At 33.9% G+C, this 18,485-nt stretch carries 16 protein-coding genes and 1 CRISPR repeat array; of the genes, 5 read left to right on the top strand and 11 right to left on the bottom strand.

Annotation, left to right across the window (positions count from 1 at the left end):
• The first annotated feature begins 47 nt into the window (after positions 1-47).
• A CRISPR array of direct repeats spans positions 48-922; the repeat unit is 29 nt; unit sequence GTTTCAATACCCTATAGAGCGGGTCAAAC.
• Between the two features lie 347 nt (positions 923-1,269).
• The 8 genes from NE054_RS02750 to pgeF are packed head-to-tail and all read right to left on the bottom strand — an operon-like array spanning position 1,270 to position 8,048.
• Positions 1,270-2,331: an ABC transporter permease gene (locus NE054_RS02750; protein WP_297888160.1), complete on the bottom strand. Its 1,062-nt coding sequence runs from the start codon at positions 2,329-2,331 to the stop codon at positions 1,270-1,272.
• Positions 2,328-3,314, bottom strand: coding sequence for an ABC transporter permease (locus NE054_RS02755; RefSeq protein ID WP_297888162.1), 987 nt, complete (start codon positions 3,312-3,314; stop codon positions 2,328-2,330). Before NE054_RS02755 ends, NE054_RS02750 begins: the two co-directional genes overlap by 4 nt.
• On the bottom strand, positions 3,314-4,513 hold the full coding sequence (locus NE054_RS02760) for an aminotransferase class I/II-fold pyridoxal phosphate-dependent enzyme (protein ID WP_297888164.1): 1,200 nt from the start codon (positions 4,511-4,513) through the stop codon (positions 3,314-3,316). The genes NE054_RS02755 and NE054_RS02760 overlap by 1 nt, the downstream gene beginning before the upstream one ends.
• Positions 4,514-4,531: 18 nt before the next feature.
• Positions 4,532-5,839, bottom strand: coding sequence for a LysM peptidoglycan-binding domain-containing protein (locus NE054_RS02765; protein WP_297888165.1), 1,308 nt, complete (start codon positions 5,837-5,839; stop codon positions 4,532-4,534).
• Positions 5,817-6,086 carry an acylphosphatase gene (locus NE054_RS02770; protein ID WP_297888166.1) on the bottom strand — a complete coding sequence of 90 codons (270 nt, stop codon included), beginning with the start codon at positions 6,084-6,086 and terminating at the stop codon, positions 5,817-5,819. Before NE054_RS02770 ends, NE054_RS02765 begins: the two co-directional genes overlap by 23 nt.
• A gap of 6 nt (positions 6,087-6,092) precedes the next feature.
• Entirely contained in the window at positions 6,093-6,590 is a 498-nt protein-coding gene (gene mobB, locus NE054_RS02775; protein ID WP_297888168.1) for a molybdopterin-guanine dinucleotide biosynthesis protein B, read from the bottom strand.
• Complete coding sequence (gene accD, locus NE054_RS02780) at positions 6,583-7,419, bottom strand: acetyl-CoA carboxylase, carboxyltransferase subunit beta (RefSeq protein ID WP_297888170.1); 837 nt, start codon at positions 7,417-7,419, stop codon at positions 6,583-6,585. Before accD ends, mobB begins: the two co-directional genes overlap by 8 nt.
• Positions 7,410-8,048, bottom strand: a complete 639-nt coding sequence (pgeF, locus tag NE054_RS02785) for a peptidoglycan editing factor PgeF (RefSeq protein WP_297888172.1) — start codon at positions 8,046-8,048, stop codon at positions 7,410-7,412. Before pgeF ends, accD begins: the two co-directional genes overlap by 10 nt.
• 56 nt (positions 8,049-8,104) lie before the next feature.
• Between pgeF and glnD the strand changes: the two genes are divergently transcribed.
• Positions 8,105-10,699: a [protein-PII] uridylyltransferase gene (gene glnD, locus NE054_RS02790; protein WP_297888175.1), complete on the top strand. Its 2,595-nt coding sequence runs from the start codon at positions 8,105-8,107 to the stop codon at positions 10,697-10,699.
• On the opposite strand, the gene feoB is transcribed toward glnD, so the two are convergent.
• The 3 genes from feoB to NE054_RS02805 all read right to left on the bottom strand — a co-directional run bounded on the left by feoB (position 10,683) and on the right by NE054_RS02805 (position 13,777).
• Positions 10,683-12,812: a ferrous iron transport protein B gene (gene feoB / locus NE054_RS02795; RefSeq protein WP_297888178.1), complete on the bottom strand. Its 2,130-nt coding sequence runs from the start codon at positions 12,810-12,812 to the stop codon at positions 10,683-10,685. The genes glnD and feoB overlap by 17 nt on opposite strands.
• Positions 12,809-13,039, bottom strand: coding sequence for a FeoA family protein (locus NE054_RS02800; RefSeq protein ID WP_297888181.1), 231 nt, complete (start codon positions 13,037-13,039; stop codon positions 12,809-12,811). The genes feoB and NE054_RS02800 overlap by 4 nt, the downstream gene beginning before the upstream one ends.
• Before the next feature lie 66 nt (positions 13,040-13,105).
• The gene (locus NE054_RS02805) at positions 13,106-13,777 is read right to left on the bottom strand and encodes a site-2 protease family protein (RefSeq protein ID WP_297888183.1); all 672 of its coding nucleotides are present in this window, start codon (positions 13,775-13,777) and stop codon (positions 13,106-13,108) included.
• Between the two features lie 84 nt (positions 13,778-13,861).
• Between NE054_RS02805 and NE054_RS02810 the strand changes: the two genes are divergently transcribed.
• Genes NE054_RS02810 through NE054_RS02825 form a run of 4 tightly spaced genes read left to right on the top strand, consistent with a single transcriptional unit; the run spans position 13,862 to position 18,236 of the window.
• Entirely contained in the window at positions 13,862-14,275 is a 414-nt protein-coding gene (locus tag NE054_RS02810; protein ID WP_297888185.1) for a hypothetical protein, read from the top strand.
• Between the two features lie 8 nt (positions 14,276-14,283).
• The gene (locus NE054_RS02815) at positions 14,284-15,483 is read left to right on the top strand and encodes a CinA family nicotinamide mononucleotide deamidase-related protein (protein WP_297888187.1); all 1,200 of its coding nucleotides are present in this window, start codon (positions 14,284-14,286) and stop codon (positions 15,481-15,483) included.
• Between the two features lie 18 nt (positions 15,484-15,501).
• On the top strand, positions 15,502-16,884 hold the full coding sequence (argH, locus tag NE054_RS02820; RefSeq protein ID WP_297888191.1) for an argininosuccinate lyase: 1,383 nt from the start codon (positions 15,502-15,504) through the stop codon (positions 16,882-16,884).
• Positions 16,881-18,236, top strand: coding sequence for a sodium:solute symporter family protein (locus NE054_RS02825; protein WP_297888194.1), 1,356 nt, complete (start codon positions 16,881-16,883; stop codon positions 18,234-18,236). Before argH ends, NE054_RS02825 begins: the two co-directional genes overlap by 4 nt.
• Positions 18,237-18,485: the final 249 nt, after the last annotated feature.

Here is an 18,485-nt window from a genome sequence, read left to right on the forward strand (position 1 = left end):
GCGGGTCAAACTAAAAGTTGCAGATGTTCAAGAGATATTGAACATTTGTTTCAATACCCTATAGAGCGGGTCAAACTAAAAGTTGCAGATGTTCAAGAGATATTGAACATTTGTTTCAATACCCTATAGAGCGGGTCAAACTTTCTACAGGAACAATAAAGAGATACTCAAATAGAAGTTTCAATACCCTATAGAGCGGGTCAAACTTATTCATTGAATTTTCTTGGTAATGGAACGAGTTGGTTTCAATACCCTATAGAGCGGGTCAAACTCAAATGACTTAACAAAGCTTCACTCAATTAAAATGAGTTTCAATACCCTATAGAGCGGGTCAAACAAGGCTTGAAAGAGTAGCTAAAGCTTTAGAAAAACCGTTTCAATACCCTATAGAGCGGGTCAAACATTATCAGAAATAATAGAAGATGGCTATATCATTAGTTTCAATACCCTATAGAGCGGGTCAAACCGGTTATGCATCTATCACAATGGGGGTAGCTTTTATAGGTTTCAATACCCTATAGAGCGGGTCAAACATTATCTACAGTATGAAAGAAGAATTTTATATGGCAAGTTTCAATACCCTATAGAGCGGGTCAAACGCAAATGAAGAGATAAAACTTCTTTGCATAAAAATGTTTCAATACCCTATAGAGCGGGTCAAACAAGTGATAGAGAGAGATATACCAGATGACCCAGAACGTTTCAATACCCTATAGAGCGGGTCAAACTTCTTTTACGTTTGTTGTTATTTTGTTTTCTACCAAGTTTCAATACCCTATAGAGCGGGTCAAACTAGCAGAAAATATAATAGTTGAAATTGAACCCGGATGTTTCAATACCCTATAGAGCGGGTCAAACCTATTACCACAAATATAACGTCTTTGAACATAAGCGTTTCAATACCCTATAGAGCGGGTCAAACCCGTTAAAAATTACAATAAAAAAATAAACGAAAATTTTTAAAAAGTCAATACCTTAATGCATATTTTTTGTGCAGTGTGTAAGTCTGCAAATTGATGTTTTTTGCATCGAACCGGCAATAATAGAAAATATATTTCTGTTATATTGTCAAATAGACCTTATCACTACTTGAATATTCAAATAATATATTTTCTATTTTAAAATGCAGACTACACATCAAAATACAAATAGTAAATTTTTTGCCCAATATAAACCCATAAAAACCTTCTATAGGGCTTTTCCTATTCTGTTGTCAAGGTCATTTAAAAGGGTAAAATAATTATAACAAACTTTCCAATAAAATGCAAATCACTTTATCAACCTTTTTAGTTTTGGGTCTAAGGCGTCCCTTAGAGCATCACCTAAAAGGTTAAATGCAAGTATCGTTAAAAATATTGCCACACCGGGAGCAAGTATCCATGGGTAAGATGATATGGCCGTTATACTTCTGGCAGATGCAAGCATGTTTCCCCAACTTGCGTATGGTTCTTGTATTCCAAGTCCAAGTAAGCTAAGGGCACTTTCTCCAAGTATGTATCCGGGTATTGATAAAGTAGCCGCAATCAAAAGGTAAGAGTAAGTATTTGGTATTATATGTTTTGTTATTATCCTAAATGATGATGCTCCGTAAGATTTTGCAGCTAAGACAAAGTCTTGTTCTCTTATTGATAAAACCATTCCTCTTATCACCCTTGCCAATCCTGCCCAACCTACAAAAGATAGTATCACTACGATAAGTAAAAAAACCTCAACTGATGATAAGGTTATTGGAAAAACAGCCCGAAGGGCTAACATAAGGTAAAATGATGGAAAAGACATAACTATCTCTGATAGTCTCATGAGTATGTTGTCAACCTTTCCTCCGAAGTAGCCGGATATACCTCCTACCAACGCTCCTATTGTAAAGGATAAAGCTACCCCTATTAGTCCTATTGATAGAGATATCCTTGATGCGTAAAGCATCCTTGAAAATATATCCCTACCAAGGTTGTCCGCTCCAAGTAAGAATATTTTTCCTTCTTTTACTCCAAAAAGGTGGATATCTGTTTTTATAAATCCAAGTAAGTAGTGGTCGTGTCCTTTTGAAAAAAATTCGATAGGATATTTAACATCATAATTGATTTTATAGGTTTTAAACACAGGGTCAGCCAACTCGTATTTGTAAACGAATGGTCTTAGGTGAAAGTTTCCTTTTTCGTCAAAAAAATGTATCTGGGTTGGTGGATGGTAAGGTGTGTCTCTGTGTTGGATATCGTATGGGTAAGGTGCTATAAAATCCGCAAATATGGCTAAGAAGTAGAAAGTCCCCAGTATGTAAAGGGATATATACGCTAATTTGTTTTTTTTGATGTATTTCATTACATCTGTCATCTTAGTATTCCTTCAACTTCTCTTTGTCTGATTCTTGGGTCTAATTTTGCAAGTAGAATGTCCGCTGTAAGGTTTCCTACTATAAGCATTATGGAGCCTATGTATAGTCCTCCCATAACAAGGTATAAATCTTGGGATAAGACCGCATCGAGCATAAGCATACCCATTCCTGGCCAGTTTACTATTATCTCAACTAACGCTGCTCCGGATAACAAAGATGCTATCTCAAATCCAAGGATTGTTATAAATGGATTTAAAGCGTTTCTTAGGGCATGTTTTAGGATTATGTCTTTCTCTTTTAACCCTTTTGCCCTTGCAAAAAGAACGTACTCTGATTGTAATGATTCTATCATTGCACTTCTAACAAGTCTAACCAAGCCAGCTAAGGATGTTATGGCTAAAACAAAAGCCGGAAGGCTAACGTGCCATAGCCTGTCTAATATTTTTTGAAATAAATTCATACTTTCGTAGTTTGGACTGACAGCTCCTCCCGTTGGAAGTAATCCGGATTTAACAGCGAAAAACAGTAACAAAAAGGCAAGGAAAAAAGATGGAAGAGACATGAAAGTAAAGGAAAAAATCTGGACAAATTTATCTACGATAGAGTTTGGTTTTACAGCTGCAATTACTCCAAGTGGAATGGCTAAAAGCCATGCCAGTAATCCTGATGTTACAGATAAAAAAAGTGTGTTTGGTAGTCTATCTTTTATAAGCTCTATTACTGGCATGTTGTAACTGAAGGAAAATCCAAGGTCAAAAAGTAACGCGTTTAACAGCCACTTGAAGTACTGAACCAAAATAGGTTGGTCCAAGCCGTAAGTTTGTTTTAACTTCTCCAAAGTTGCTTCGGATATTTGAGGATTCATCCTAAGCTGGTCTAAGTAGTCTCCAGGAGCCAGCTGTATTATCACAAAAGATAAAAAAGTAATCCCCACAAGGAGTGGGACCATCTGAATAAACCTTTTTAGTATGTAAAAAACCATCAGTACTTTTTCATAAGTTTTTTGATGTTTGATACCGCTTGTCTAATTCTTTTTTCATTTTCTACTACAGCAAATCTGACGTATCCTTCTCCGTGCTCTCCAAATCCTATTCCTGGTGCTACAGCAACTTTTCCTTCTGTAAGGAGTAGTTTACTAAACTCTATTGAACCCATATGTCTGAACTTTTCCGGAATTTTTGCCCATAAAAACATGGTAGCTTTTGGTTTTTCTACAGGCCATCCGGCTTTGTTGAGTCCTTCAACAAGTATATCTAACCTTTTTGAATAGGTGTCCCTTGCTTTTTCTACTACCGAGTAGTCTCCTTCCAACGCTATTATGCTTGCAACTTGTATGGGGGTAAATGTTCCATAGTCTAAGTAACTTTTAAGTCTTTTTAGGTTGTAAACTAATGTCTCATTTCCTAAAACAAATGCTACCCTCCATCCTGCCATAGAAAAACCTTTTGTCATTGAGTAGGTTTCTACAGCAACATCTTTTGCTCCTTCTACCTGTAGTATGCTTGGAGCTTTGTATCCGTCATAACATAAATCTCCGTACGCAAGGTCGTGAATTATCCAGAGATTTTTCTTTTTAGCAAAGGCAACAATCTCTTTAAAAAACTCTAAATCAACTGTCATAGTGGTAGGGTTGTTTGGAAAGTTTAAGATTAAAACTTTTGCTTCCGGATAGGAGTCTTCGTAAGTTTCGTATATGTTTTTTAAAAACTGTTCTTGTTTTTCGCTGTCTGTTCCTTCAAGTGGTAAAGGTACAGTCAAAACACTTGCTCCTGCTATAACTGGTGCATAGTAGTGGATAGGGTACCTTGGGCTTGGTACCATCGCTATGTCTCCTGGCTCTAACATAGCCAGCATTAGGTGAGCCAGACCTTCTTTAGAACCGATTGTCATTATAACTTCTTTTTCAGGGTCAAGGTCTACGTCGTATCTTTTTTTGTAAAAGTCTGCTATGGCTTTTCTTAGTCTTGGAATTCCTTGGGACATTGAGTATCTATGGGTAGTTTTTTTCTTAGCTGACTCACAGAGCTTTTCTATTATGTGAGGTGCAGGTGGTAAATCCGGATTTCCCATACCTAAGTCTATAATGTCCTCACCTTCTTTTCTAAGTCTTGCTTTTAGGTCGTTTACAACTGCAAAAACGTACTGTGGTAATCTTTTAATTCGTGGAAACTCTTCTGGCATTTTCTTACTCCTTTATATTTATTCTAAAACTGTCATAGGGTCCAGTGGTGTAACATTTTTTCTAACTTCAAAGTATATTCCACAACTGTCAGAGTTTTTTAACTTTCCGGCTGTTCCTATCACTTCTCCCTTGGTTACAACTCTTCCTTCTTTTACATTTATATCATCTAAGTATCCGTAAACTGTTGTTAAACCGTTATTATGTCTTATTACAACCAAGTTACCAAACGCTTTTATACTGTCTCCTGCGTATATTACTTTACCATCTTCTGCAGCTCTTACTGGATTACCACAACCTGTTTGAATATCTATACCAAGGTGTCTTACTTGTTCATCGTTTTGGAAGTTGGCAACAACTTTTCCATTTACAGGCCAACTTAGTTTTACACCTAAACTTTCACCATTGGCTGTTTTTGGTTCTGTTTTTTTAGGTAAAGAGGTTTCTTTTACTTCTTTTATTTGAGATGGCTCTTCTTTTACTTCACGCTTTTCCTCTGTTATTTTTGAAACAGTTTTAACGTCTTCTCTTAGTACACATACTTTCTGTCCTGGTTCTAAATACTTGGTATTTGAGGATAGGTCGTTTATCTCTCTAATTTTTTTTGCGGATGTGTAAAACTTTCTTGCTATCTCTTCTAAGCTAATTTTTTTTGTTGGGTTGTAAATTACGGTACAGTTTTCCAATCCAGATGGAGTTTTTGATGTAGCTGTCTCTTCTGTCCTTTTAGGTGCTATACATACTTTTGTACCTTCTTTCAACCATTGGTTTGACGGAATATCGTTTAACTTTTCCAGTATTGATACATCCACTCCTGTTTTTTTTGAGACATGTTTTAATGTACCACCTTTTTTTAGTGTGTATATTTCACACTTTGATGTATCTATCTGAGTTATGGTTTTTTCTTTTTGCTTTGTAGCTCCTTTAACTGGTATTTTTAGCTCATCTCCTGCAAATATCTTTTCATCTTTCATGTTGTTGTAGTCCATTATCTCTTTTACTGTAAGACCGTACTTTTTTGCTATCGTTTCAAGTGTATCACCTTTTTTGACTGTGTAGGTTTCTTCCAATATACGTTCTTTGTGTTTACTTTCTTTTTTATCTTCTTTTTTTGATGATTTAACTGGTACTTTTAGTTTCATTCCTTCTCTTAATTTTTTTTCGTCTGTGATGTTGTTGGCTTTTTTCAACTCTTCAACGCTTATGTTGTATTTTTTAGCTATCTTTTCTAAGGTATCACCTTTTTTTACTGTATAAGTCTCAGCACTAACTATAAACGGTATTAACGCTGAGATTATACTTACTTTAATACTCAATCTTAAATTCATCGTACCCTCCTTCCTTTTCTAAAAATTCGTACCTGATACCGTTGACACTTGCAAGAGGTGGTCCGTTTTCTATCTCTTTGAAAAATTTTTTTAAGGTTTCTTCGTTAGCTTCTGCCAACACTTCTACGGTTCCATCCGGAAGGTTTCTTACAAAACCTTTTACTCCCATCTCATCTGCTTTTTTCTTAACAAACTTTCTAAATCCTACACCTTGTACTCTTCCTGCAAATATAATGTGTAGTTGCATCCTTTCTTACCTCTTTAAGTATTTTTCTTTTAAAAAGTTTACAAAGTCTGATGGATTGTTTATATCAAATTTGAGAGGATAATCGTAGTAATCCGTAATAACTCCAACTAAGCCACTTTCTTCGTCTGTTAGTAAATTTCTGTTTTCATCTTCTCTAATCACTTCAAATTTGTCAATTCCTTTTACAGTTTTAAACCCTTCAACTATTATAATATCTATATCGTCTACTGTGAAGTTTTTTATTAGGTCAAAAAGTGTGTAATCTTCAACTTTTACAAATGAAGATATTTTATTTGGTGATGCAACTATCACCTGTTTTGAACCTGCTTGGTACACTTTGTAGCTATCTTTTCCTTCTGTATCTGTTTTCGCTTTTCCTTTTGGGTCATGTTTTATGTAACATATTTTGTACCCATCTTTTGACAACAGATTTACAACCTTTACTATAAAAGTTGTTTTACCGCTGTTGTGAGCTCCTACTACCGCGATTACTGGTTTATCCATGGGTGTGCTTTATTAAGGTGTATATTGTTTTTTTTAGGTTTTTTCTGTCAACTACCATATCTATCTGTCCTTTTTCTAAAAGGAATTCTGCTCTTTGGAATCCTTCCGGAAGTTGCTGACGGATTGTCTGCTCTATAACTCTTGGTCCTGCAAACCCAATTAAACTTTCCGGCTCCGCTATTATTATGTCTCCTAAAAAAGCAAAACTTGCTGAAACTCCACCCATCGTAGGGTCCGTCAAAACAGATATGTATAAGATTCCGTTTTTGTTTAGTCTATCTATAGCAATGGCTGTTTTTGCCATCTGCATTAAGGATAGGATACTCTCTTGCATTCTTGCACCACCGGATGCAGCTACAGATATAAAAGGAATTTTTTTCTCTATACTGTACTCTACACCTCTGACGAACTTTGCTCCGACAACACTTCCCATACTTCCACCCATAAAGTTAAAATCCATAGATGCTATAACCACTTCTCTATCGTAAATAAGTCCATTTGCAATGATTATCGCATCACTTAATCCGGTTTTTTCTTGGCTTTCTTTTATTCTGTCTTTGTACCTTTTAGTGTCTTTAAAATTTAGAGGGTCTATGGGTCTTATTCTTGGAAATAAATCGTAAGAGTAAACTCTATCTAATAAAGAATCTACTCTTTCTTTTGCTGTCATTCTAAAAGTGTAGCCACAGTGAGGACATATTTTAAGGTTTTTTAGCAAATCGTCCATATAAAGCAGAGTTTTACACTTTTCACACTTTATCCAAGAGCCTTCTTCTATTTTTAGTTTTTTTCTACCTTTTATTTTATCTATAAAATCTTTCAATCCCATTTTGTCTCCTTAATCATTCCTAATGTTAGTATTCTACTTTCAAAATCACCGTTTCTGTAGGAAAAGTACTTTCCACTACACTTTGTACATTGACCAACGTCAAAAATTTCTTCAACCTTTAAAGTTTCTAACTTACTTTTAGCGATTTTAACTAAATCAAGATAAGCTTTACTGTCGTATATTTTATAAAATTTCTCGTCTATATTCAAATCGTTTACAAACTGTTTATCAACTTCATAACAACATCCTCTGATAGATGGTCCTATAAATGCTTTTACTTTTTTGTTTTTAAACATACTAAATCCGTTTTCTATCACTCCTCCAAAAAGTCCTCTCCATCCAGCGTGTATCACAGCTATCTCGTCATCGTTAAACAGAACAACCGGAATACAGTCAGCTGTTAAAACTCCAACGGCTGATTCTTTTTTGTCCGTATAAAGTCCATCACATTCCTGATTTTTATAATCATCCACTTTTAAAACGATGTTTGTATGTTTTTGATTTGGAATTAAGACGTTTTTAATACGGAGTTTTTCCACAGTTTTTTTAATATTATCCAAATTTCTCTGGTTTGAATCTTCTTTTTCTGTAAATGCTATTAAGACGTTATAAAATGTAAAATATCTCATAAAAAAATTATACCACTGTGCTAAAATTAGTTTTTAGGAAAAAAAGGAGTCAAAAAATGGTTGAAGTTTTAGACATAAATACAAAAAATAAAATACTTAACAACTTTAATGAAAAGAAAAAGGAACTTGTATTAAAGCATTACGCTGGTGAAAGTGGTTTAGAGGTAGTCCGTCAGTTATCGGATTTAACAGATGAGACTATCAAAGAGTTTGCAAAGATATCCTTTCCGGATTTAGAAAACATAGCAATAATAGTTTTAGGTGGCTACGGTAGAAGAGAGCTTTGTTTTAAGTCAGACATAGATATCTCTATCGTGTACACTCACGAAGACATATCAAAACTAAAATTAGCAATTGAGAATTTTTATTACTGTCTTTTAGACTTAAAGGTCGATATAGGATTTTCTCCAAGAAACATAAAAACCTTCTTAGATTTATCAAAAGAGGACCTTACGGTTGCCACAGCTTTACTACAAGGAAGATTTTTATACGGAAATGAGGATATCTTCAACACTTTAACGGAAAAATTTAAAAAACTTATAAAATCAAGAAGAAAAGCCTACATAGAAGCAACTTTAAAATCAAGAAAAATAAGGTATCAAAACACTGGAAGTAGTATATACATGATGGAACCTCACGTAAAAGAAGGTGAAGGTGGACTTAGAGATTTTCACGAAGTTTATTGGATTGCGAAAGTTTTAGATAATGTAAACGATTACAGGTACTTTGTTGAAAAAGAGATAATACTGGAAGAAGAGTATTTAGAACTTATAAACGCTTACGATTTTTTACTAAAAATAAGAAATCAGATGCACCTTTTATGTAATAAAAAGTGTGATGTATTGACTTTTGCCCTTCAAGAAGAGGTAGTAAAGAAATTAGGATTTGTAGATAAAGACGCAGATTACGAAAAACTAAGAGAAAGTGTAGAAAAGATGATGAAACTTTACTACCTAAACGCAAAATCTATAAACAACATAACAAACAGAATACTGAAAAACCTGATAGAACAGGAAAACCCTTACGAAGAGTATATACCGATAGATAACGTTTTTATCCGAACTTCTTCTGAGATAGACGTTTTAGACCACAGAAAGTTTGAAAAAGATACCGTAAACATTTTAAAAGCTTTTAAATACTTTAAACAGTACGGTCTTAACTTTTCATCAAACCTTGAATACCTACTTAGAAAAAATGAAAGACTACTAAAAAATAAACAACTAACTGAAGAAGAAAAATCAATAATCAGAGAGATTTTTTCCAACATCTCAAACCTTCCAAGAACCTTAAAGAAGATGCAGGACTTTTACGTTTTAGATGATTTGATTCCGGAATTTGGCTATCAAAGATGTCATTTTCAATACGACCACTATCATAAATACACAACGGATGCCCATGCGATTAAAGCTTTGGAAGAGTTGGAAAACTTACAAAGGATAGATAGTCCCCAGAAGAAACAGATATACGACATATACAAAGAGATAGAAAGAAAAGACCTTTTAATATGGTCTGTATTTTTACACGACATAGGGAAAGGACACAAAGCGGACCACAGCGTACTTGGTGCTGAGATGAGTAGAGGTATATTAGAAAGATTTGGTTATAATCAATCTGATGTTGAAAAAGTTTCATTTTTAGTCAGACATCACCTTGATATGGCTCACATATCTCAAAGAAGAAACCTTCACGAAGATAAAGTGATAACAGAGTTTGTGAAATTGATAAAAAATAAAGAACTCCTTGATATGTTGACTGTTTTAACCTTCTGTGATGCCAACGCTGTTGGACCGGGAGCTTGGAACGATTGGAAGTTTGCCCTTCTTATGGAGCTTTACACAAAAGCATCACAAGTAATAAAAGAGGGAACCATAGACTCTCTTGATAAAAAAGTAGAAAACAAAAAGAAGAAAGTTTTAGAACTGTTGGTGTTGGAATTTGGAAAAGACTATGCCGAAAAACTCTTAGAAAGAGTATCCGATTACTACATAATATCAACACCTATTGAAGATATCATCCAGCATCTTAAACTTGAATATGAGCTTTTAGATTCTCAAAAAGATTACAGTTTAAAGTTTGAAAAAAATACAGGGGCTGGTTACTCTAATCTGTTTTTGGCTATAAGGAATGTAGAGAATCCTCTTTTGATAACAACTGGAATAATATCGTACCTTGGTCTTAACATTCTAACAGCTTACAGTTTTGAGAGAAAAGATGGCTCTTACCTTGTAGATTTACAGATTTCTACATCAAGTCTTGAAGCTGTAGATGAGATTAAATTCAAAAGGTTTATTGAAATTTTTGAGGATGTTTTAAAAAATCCAGATTTATTTGAAAAGCTTACTTCAAAAAGAGTTAAAGGTTTTAGGGCAAGTACAGTTCCTCCGCCAATCTTTGTAAAAGTTGATAATGAAATGTCTGAAGGATACACAATTTTTGATGTGTCAGCAGAGGATAGAATTGGATTACTTTTTGACATTATAAAAGTTTTTGCATCCTTCGATATATACGTTCACATGGTGAAAGCTTCTACCCAAGGATTAAGGGCAAGAGATTCCTTTTACGTAAGAACAAAAAATAAAGAAAAAATCTTGGATGAGAATCTACTAAAATCTATCAAAGAAAAACTGTTAGAGGTTATAAAAAATCTTTAACCACATTATAAACTATGAAAGATACTATCCAAGCAGCTGTAAAGTTTATTGCTATTGATAAAAACATCCATTTATAACTGTTTAGTTCCTGCTTTATTGCAAAAACGGTGGCAAGACAAGGAGTGTAAAGAAGTAAAAAGACTAAAAATGAGTAAGCGGAAGCCGGATTAAAAGCGGACCTTATAGCATCAGCAAGACTTTTGTCAAACTCTTCTTCCTCTTTTTTGACAAAACCAAATATAGATACAAAGTTTTTAACCAAATTGATGTTTGCATCAATAAAACCTGTTGCTATCTCCTTTATACCTTCTGTAAAAGATGTTTCCTTTTTTTCTTCCTGTATTTTTTCTCCAACATAGATATTACCCATAGTTGATAAAACAACCTCTTTTGCTACAAATCCGGAGAATAAAGAAGCTGTAGCTTCCCATGTTCCAAAACCAAGAGGCTGGAATATCACTGCAACCTTTTTAGATACATTCGCTAAAATCGTTTCATCCTTTTTAGCACCGTAAGGAATGTTTGTCAAAAACCAAACTAAAACAGACATAGCAAAAATAAACGTTCCGGCTTCTACTATAAAGGCTTTAACCCTTACCCATGCTGTGTTTATAACATACTTGAATGTTGGTAATCTGTAAGGAGGAAGTTCCATTATAAAAAACTGAGACTTTGTTTTAAAGTAAAATTTATTTAGTAGAACAGCTACTAAAACAGCAACTCCAATCCCTATCAGATAAAGAGAGAATATTACAAGTCCTTTGTTGCTTGTAAAAAATACACTTACAAAAAATGCAAAAACTGTAAGTCTTGCTCCACAGGACATAAATGGAATCATCAAAGTTGTAAGAATTTTTTCCCTTTCATTTTCTATCGTTTTAGTTGCGTAAACGGCAGGAACATTACATCCAAAACCAAGTAGTAAAGGAATAAAAGATTTACCACTTAACCCTACACTACTGAAAAACCTATCCATCAAAAAGGCAGCTCTGGATATATACCCACTACCTTCCAAAATTGCAATCATTATGTAAAGGGTAAACAAAACTGGAACAAAAACCAGTACAAAACCTACACCTCCTAAAACACCTTCAGCCACAAAAGATTTAAGCATATCAGGAGTATTGGCCATGTCCAACAAAGATAAGGTCCAGCTTGAAACAACTCCTAAAACTTTATCAAGCCATTCAACATAAGGAGAAGAAATTTTAAAAGTTATCTCAAAAACAATCCATACTAAAAGAAGAAATATAGGAATACCAAGATACTTGTGTAAAAAAATCTTATCTAAGGTTATGGAACTATCTACAACATCTTCCCGTTGTTTCTTTACAGTTTGATGGTATATACTCAGTACAACACCATACCTTTCTTCAACTATAACTGTTTTTATATCTTTTTTGTATAAGGATTTTATCTCTTCCCTTATCTGCTTTAACTTCTCTTCCAACGAAGAAGTGATAGGTTCGTTTAAAGTTCCTTCAAGTAGGGATACTGCCAAATATCTCTTAGGAAATAAATCTAAAAGGATTGGTTGATACTCACTTACAAGATTAATAACTTTTTTCAAGTACTCTTCAATCTGAGTTTCAAAATGTTCACACTGTACAAATTTTTTATTTTCATAAACATCTATTAACTTATCTAAAAGTTCATTTAGTCCTGTTTTATCTTTCGCTGATGTTGGAATAACCGGAACACAGAGTAATTTACTCATTTTTTCATAATCAACAACTATACCTTTTTCTACAGCCTCATCCCATATATTTAAGGCGATAACCATAGGAAGTTCCAACTCTAAAAGTTGAACCGTTAAATACAGATTTCTTTTAAGGTTTGTTGAATCTACTACATTAAGAATAATATCCGGCTTTTCTTTTAAAAGAAAATCTATTGTTACCTTTTCTTCAGCCGTTTGATTTCTAAGACTGTAAACTCCCGGAAGGTCAACGAAGTGGATTTTATAGTTTTTATAAATAAAGGTTGCTTCTAACTTTTCTACGGTAACTCCTGGCCAATTTCCTACTTTTACTTCTGCTCCGGATATCGCATTTAGCAGTGCAGACTTTCCAACATTAGGATTACCAACCAGAGCAACAACGATATCCTTCATCTTTCTTCCTCTACCATTATACATGATGCTTCTTTTTTCCTTAAAGCAAGGCAGTAATCATGGACTTTAATTTTTATTGGACCACCAAAAGGTGCATCTTGCAAAACTTCTACAGTTTCCCCTGGGATGATACCAAGGTCGTAAAGTTTTTGCTTTATATCTTCACATCCGGTTATGTATGCCACTTTACCTTTTTTTCCTGGTTTTAAATCTCTTAAACTTTTCATTCTTCCTCAAATTAAATTAAGTCTCAATTAATATTATAATTGAAAAAAAGATAATTTTTATGATTTTTACATCAAAATGGATATTAAAACTCTGTAAATCGGTAGTATAATCATCCCTATAACACCTGCCATCAGCAGGACTATAATCAGAATAAAGCCAAACTGCTCGTAAGGTTCTATTTTTTCTTGGATACTTCTTGGTAAAAGGTTAAGTAAAATATTCCCTCCATCTAACGGTGGTATAGGTAAAAGGTTAAATATGCCAAGGATAAGGTTTATGGATACTGCATACTTAAAGAAAATAGCCAAAGGGACTATTATACTTTCCAACGATCCTACTCCAAATAAAGAAGCAAAGTAAGTTAAAAACGTCTCATTTTTTACAAGATGGTACAATCCGGCAAAGATGAATGCTAAAAGAAAGTTCATACCCGGACCTGCAAAGGAGGTAATTACAATACCTTTTCTTGTATCTCCTCTAAAGTTATAAGGGTTTATCGGAACAGGTTTTGCGTATCCAAACAGTATAGGAGAGTTGAAAAGTATCAATATTCCGGGTAGTAAAATCGAACCTAAAGGGTCTATATGAGGAATGGGGTTTAAAGTCAACCTTCCTTCTCTTTTTGCAGTATCATCTCCAAGTTTATATGCAACGTACCCGTGGGCAACTTCATGAAATATCACAGCAATCAATAAAGCCGGAATCATAAAAATAAAATCAACTACGTTTAAGTTCATCTTCTCCTCATGAGAAAATTTTCATTGTTTTTATTCTATCACAGGTGGTATAATTGAAAGTGTTAAAATTATATGAGGGTTGTTATGAGATATCTACTATATTTTATGGTGATTTTTGGTTTGGCTTGTCAGCCTCTTCCTCCGGAAGTAAAGTTTATAGACCAAAATAAAATAACAGGAAAAATTGTTTTAGATGATAGTTTAAAAGGAAAATGTGGAGGAGATTTGTTTATAATAGTTAGGAAAGGAATATCTCCTCAACCACTTGCTGTAAAAAAAGTAAAAAATCCTAAGTATCCATACGAATTTAAAATCACACCAGCAGACGTTATTACAGAAGATATGTTTAAAGAATTTAAAGACGAAGTTATCCTTTATGTAAAAACGTCTCAATCAGGAAATCCTATGGAAAGTTCGCAAAGTTGTGAAAGTGAACCTATAATTGTAAAAACAGGAACACAGAATGTATTGATAAAAATAACAAAATATTTAGAGTAGTTGTAGTTATGAAAGGAATAGTACTTGTAACAGGTAGCGAGTTTACACAAGGAAGAAAGTACGATAAAAACGGTGTTTTTATAGCAAAAAAACTTTTTGAAAGAGGAGTTGATGTATCTGGTATCATCATATCTCCCGATAGTCTTTATGAACTTACAAACTATATAAAGTATGCATTAGATAGAGCAGATTTAGTGTTTATATCCGGAGGACTTGGACCTACAACGGACGATTTGACAAGACAAGCAGTTGCAAACGCTATAGGAGTTCCTCTTATATACCACGAAGGTTGGTTAGCAAAATTAAAACAAGAGTATAAGGAAATAAATGTAGAAATCACAGAAGAAAGAAAAAGTATGGCAAAAATTCCCTATGGTGCGGCTATTCTTGAAAATCCAGTTGGAAGAGCATCCGGATTTATAAAAATATTAGACGACGTAAAAAAGGCTGTTGTTGCACTTCCAGGAGTTCCATCAGAGATGGAACCTATGTTTAACGATGCTTTAAACAAACTCGGATTAACTGAAAAAAAGAGATATACACAACTTTACAGAGTTTTCGGAATAAAAGAGCTGGATTTAAATTATCTCCTTGAAGATATAAAAAACATATCTTATAACTTTTCTCCAAAAGGTATAGATTTGTTCATCTGGGAAGAAGAACAAAAAGAATTCATAGAAACAAAACAGAAAATAAAATCAAGGTTAGGAAATTTCATATACTCAGAAGATGAGACAGAGATGGAAGAAGTCGTAGGAAAAATGTTAAAAGAAAAAGGACTTACTGTAGCAACCGCAGAGTCATCTACAGGCGGGTTAATCGTATCAAGACTTGTAAACGTTCCAGGAAGTTCTCAGTACGTTTTAGGCTCTATAGTATCCTATTCAAACGAAGTTAAGATAAACGTTTTAAAAGTAAAAAAAGAAGACATACAGACTTTGGGAGCGGTAAGTGAACCTGTAGCAAAACAGATGGCAGAAAACGTAAGATTACTTTTAAATTCCGACATTGCGGTTAGTGATACAGGAATAGCCGGACCAACAGGAGAAACACCGGACAAACCTATTGGCTTACATTATATCGGTTTTACAGATGGAAAAGAAACGAAAGTGTATAAAGAGATATACAAAGGAAGTAGGAATGACGTTCGGTTTTACATCTCACAATACGCCCTTAACTTGATAAGACTTTATCTTATCAATTACTAAATTTATTAAGAGGTAAAAATGGCTGAGAAAAAGCTTTGGGGTGGTAGATTTTCTGAAAGTACAGATGCTTTTGTTGAAGAGTTTACCGAGAGTGTATCTTTTGATAAAGAGCTGGCTTTGTATGATATAAAAGGAAGTTTAGCTCATGCGAAAATGCTTGGTAAACAAGGAATAATACCAAAGGAAGATGCAGATAAGATTGTAGAAGGTCTTTTAGAAATTGCCAAAGATATAGAAGAAGGTAAATTCCAATGGAAAAAAGAGTTGGAAGATGTTCATATGAACATAGAAAAAGCTTTAATTGAAAAGATTGGTGATGTTGGAGGGAAATTACATACTGGAAGGTCAAGAAATGACCAAGTAGTTACAGCATTTAGACTTTATTTAAAAGAGCAGGTAAATGATATTGTAAACCTTTTATCGGAACTTCAAAGAGTTCTTTTGAAAAAAAGTCAAGAGTACTTAGATGTTGTGATGCCGGCATATACACACCTTCAAAGGGCTCAACCTATAAGGGTAGCTCATTACTTTTTAGCTTACTTAGAGATGTTTCAAAGGGATAAGGAGAGATTTGAAGATAATTTAAAGAGGATAGATATGCTTCCTTTGGGAAGTGGAGCTGTAGCAGGAGTAGATTTTCCTATAGATAGAGAGTTTGTGGCAAAAGAGTTAGGTTTTTCTCAGATAATGAGAAATTCTATAGATGCAACAAGTAGTAGAGATTTTGCTTTGGAGTTTTTGTCTTGCGGTGCAATCTGTATGGCAAACATGTCAAGGTTTAGTGAAGATATGATTATTTACTCTTCTACTGAGTTTTCTTTTGTAGAGCTTCCGGATAAACTTACAACAGGATCATCAATAATGCCTCAGAAAAAAAATCCGGATGTTCTTGAACTAATCAGAGGAAAAACGGGAAGAGTTTACGGAAATCTTATCTCACTTTTGACTACGGTTAAAGGTCTTCCCCTTGCATACAACAGAGACCTTCAAGAAGATAAGGAGCCTGTTTTTGATACAGTTAAAACTTTGAAAGGTTCCATAGTTGGTATAACTAAAATTGTTGAAGGTTTAAAAATAAACAAAGAAAAGGTTCAGGCTGCAGCAGGTGGTTTTGCTTTAGCAACTGATTTGGCAAACTATTTGGCAGAAAAAGGTCTTCCTTTCCGACAAGCACATCACATAGTGGGAAGTATAGTAGGTTACCTTGTAAATCAAGGGAGAGAGTTGGAAAGTATCACATTACAGGAGTTGAAACAGTTTAGTAATCTTTTTGAAGAAGACGCTTTAAACCTTTTATCTGCATATACCGTTGCAGACAGAAGAAAATCCTTTGGTGGGACTGCAAAACAGCAAATTGAGGAACAGATAGCTTTTTGGGAAAAAAAGCTTTTTGAAAGTTGATTGTTTTTATAACTGCTTACTTACTTTTTATAATAGGGATTGGATTTTTTTCAAAAAGATTAATAAAATCCGGAAAAGATTATCTCCTTGCCGGACAGTCTTTACCTTTATATCTATCCACTTTTGCTCTTTTTGCAACATGGTTTGGTTCTGAAACTATTTTAGGTGCATCCCAAGAAGTTTTAAAAGGTGGTTTTGTTAAGGTTATAGAAGAACCTTTTGGGGCTGCTTTGTGTCTTATATTAGCCGGATTTTTAGTAGTAAAGCCTCTTTATAGAATGAAACTTAACACTTTTGGAGATTTTTTCAGAGTAAAGTACGGTCAAGATGTTGAGCTATTGGCTACTTTTATGCTTATTATCTCATACTTTGGATGGATTGCAGCTCAGTTTGTAGCTTTTGGAATTGTGTTTAAGACGGTTAGTGGTTTTTCTTTTGAAATGAGTATTTTGATTGGTTTTTTTATCGTTTTAATTTTGACTTATACAGGTGGAATGTGGGCAATTGCTTTAACGGATTTTATTCAAACCATCGTAATTATTTTTAGTGTTATTTTTGTTTTTTTTGAAGTTTTGTTTATGGCAGGTGGTATCTCTTCTTTTGAGAAGATACCTTCTTCTTACTTTAATATCATTCCAGATTTATCTTATAAAGATTTAGTAGCGTATATATCCGGATTGATGATTATAGGACTGGGTTCTATTCCGGGACAAGATTTATTTCAAAGGTATATGTCAAGTAAAAATGAGAATGTAGCTTTTTACTCTTCTATTTTTGCTGGTTTTATGTATCTTTCTGTAGCGGTTGTTCCTCTGTTGACTGTTTTGATTGTAAAGTTTGCTTTAGGTTTTGAATCTCAAAATACGCTGGTGGATTTTATATCCACTCATACAAACGATTTTGTAAAATCCATTTTCTTTGCAGGGCTTCTCTCTGCAATACTAAGCACAGCATCTGCTGCCATTTTAGCTCCTTCTGCTTTGTTTAGTGAAAACCTTTTACCAAAAATTTTTAAAACTTTTTCAGAGAAAACTATTTTATTTTTTGCCAGACTCTCTGTTGTTGTTGTAAGTTTAACATCCTTACTCCTTGCTTTTTCGGGAGAAAGTATATACGAGCTTGTAGCTTCTTCTTCAATAATAACTTTGGTGTCTTTGTTTTCTCCTTTTATTCTTGGCATCTACTGGAAGAGTGCAAACAAAAAAGGAGCTTTAGCATCAATTATAATCGGATTTTCAGTTTGGTTAGTTGTAAATTTTATCTTTCATTTAGAAAGTGAAGCAGTTATATTAGGGTTTTTGGCTAATTTTGTAAGTATGGTGGTTTTTTCAAAACTTTTTAAACGGATTTGACTCTTACAAATCCGTTATCATACTCAACTAAATTTCTTCTGCCACAGTTTTCGCAAAGAGATGTTGAAAAGCCGTAATCTCCTTCAAGGAGCATAACTTCTTTTTGAATCTTTCCACATTTGCAGATAAACTCAACTTCCTTGAACTGAATGTTCGCATCTTGTAAAGTTTTACTCTAATTTCCAATTTAAATAATTTTAAAACAAACCAAGACAAGTAGCAAAACTTAAAGCTAAAATGAAGAAGTTT

Source organism: Sulfurihydrogenibium sp. (assembly GCF_027448985.1).
GTDB lineage: Bacteria > Aquificota > Aquificia > Aquificales > Hydrogenothermaceae > Sulfurihydrogenibium.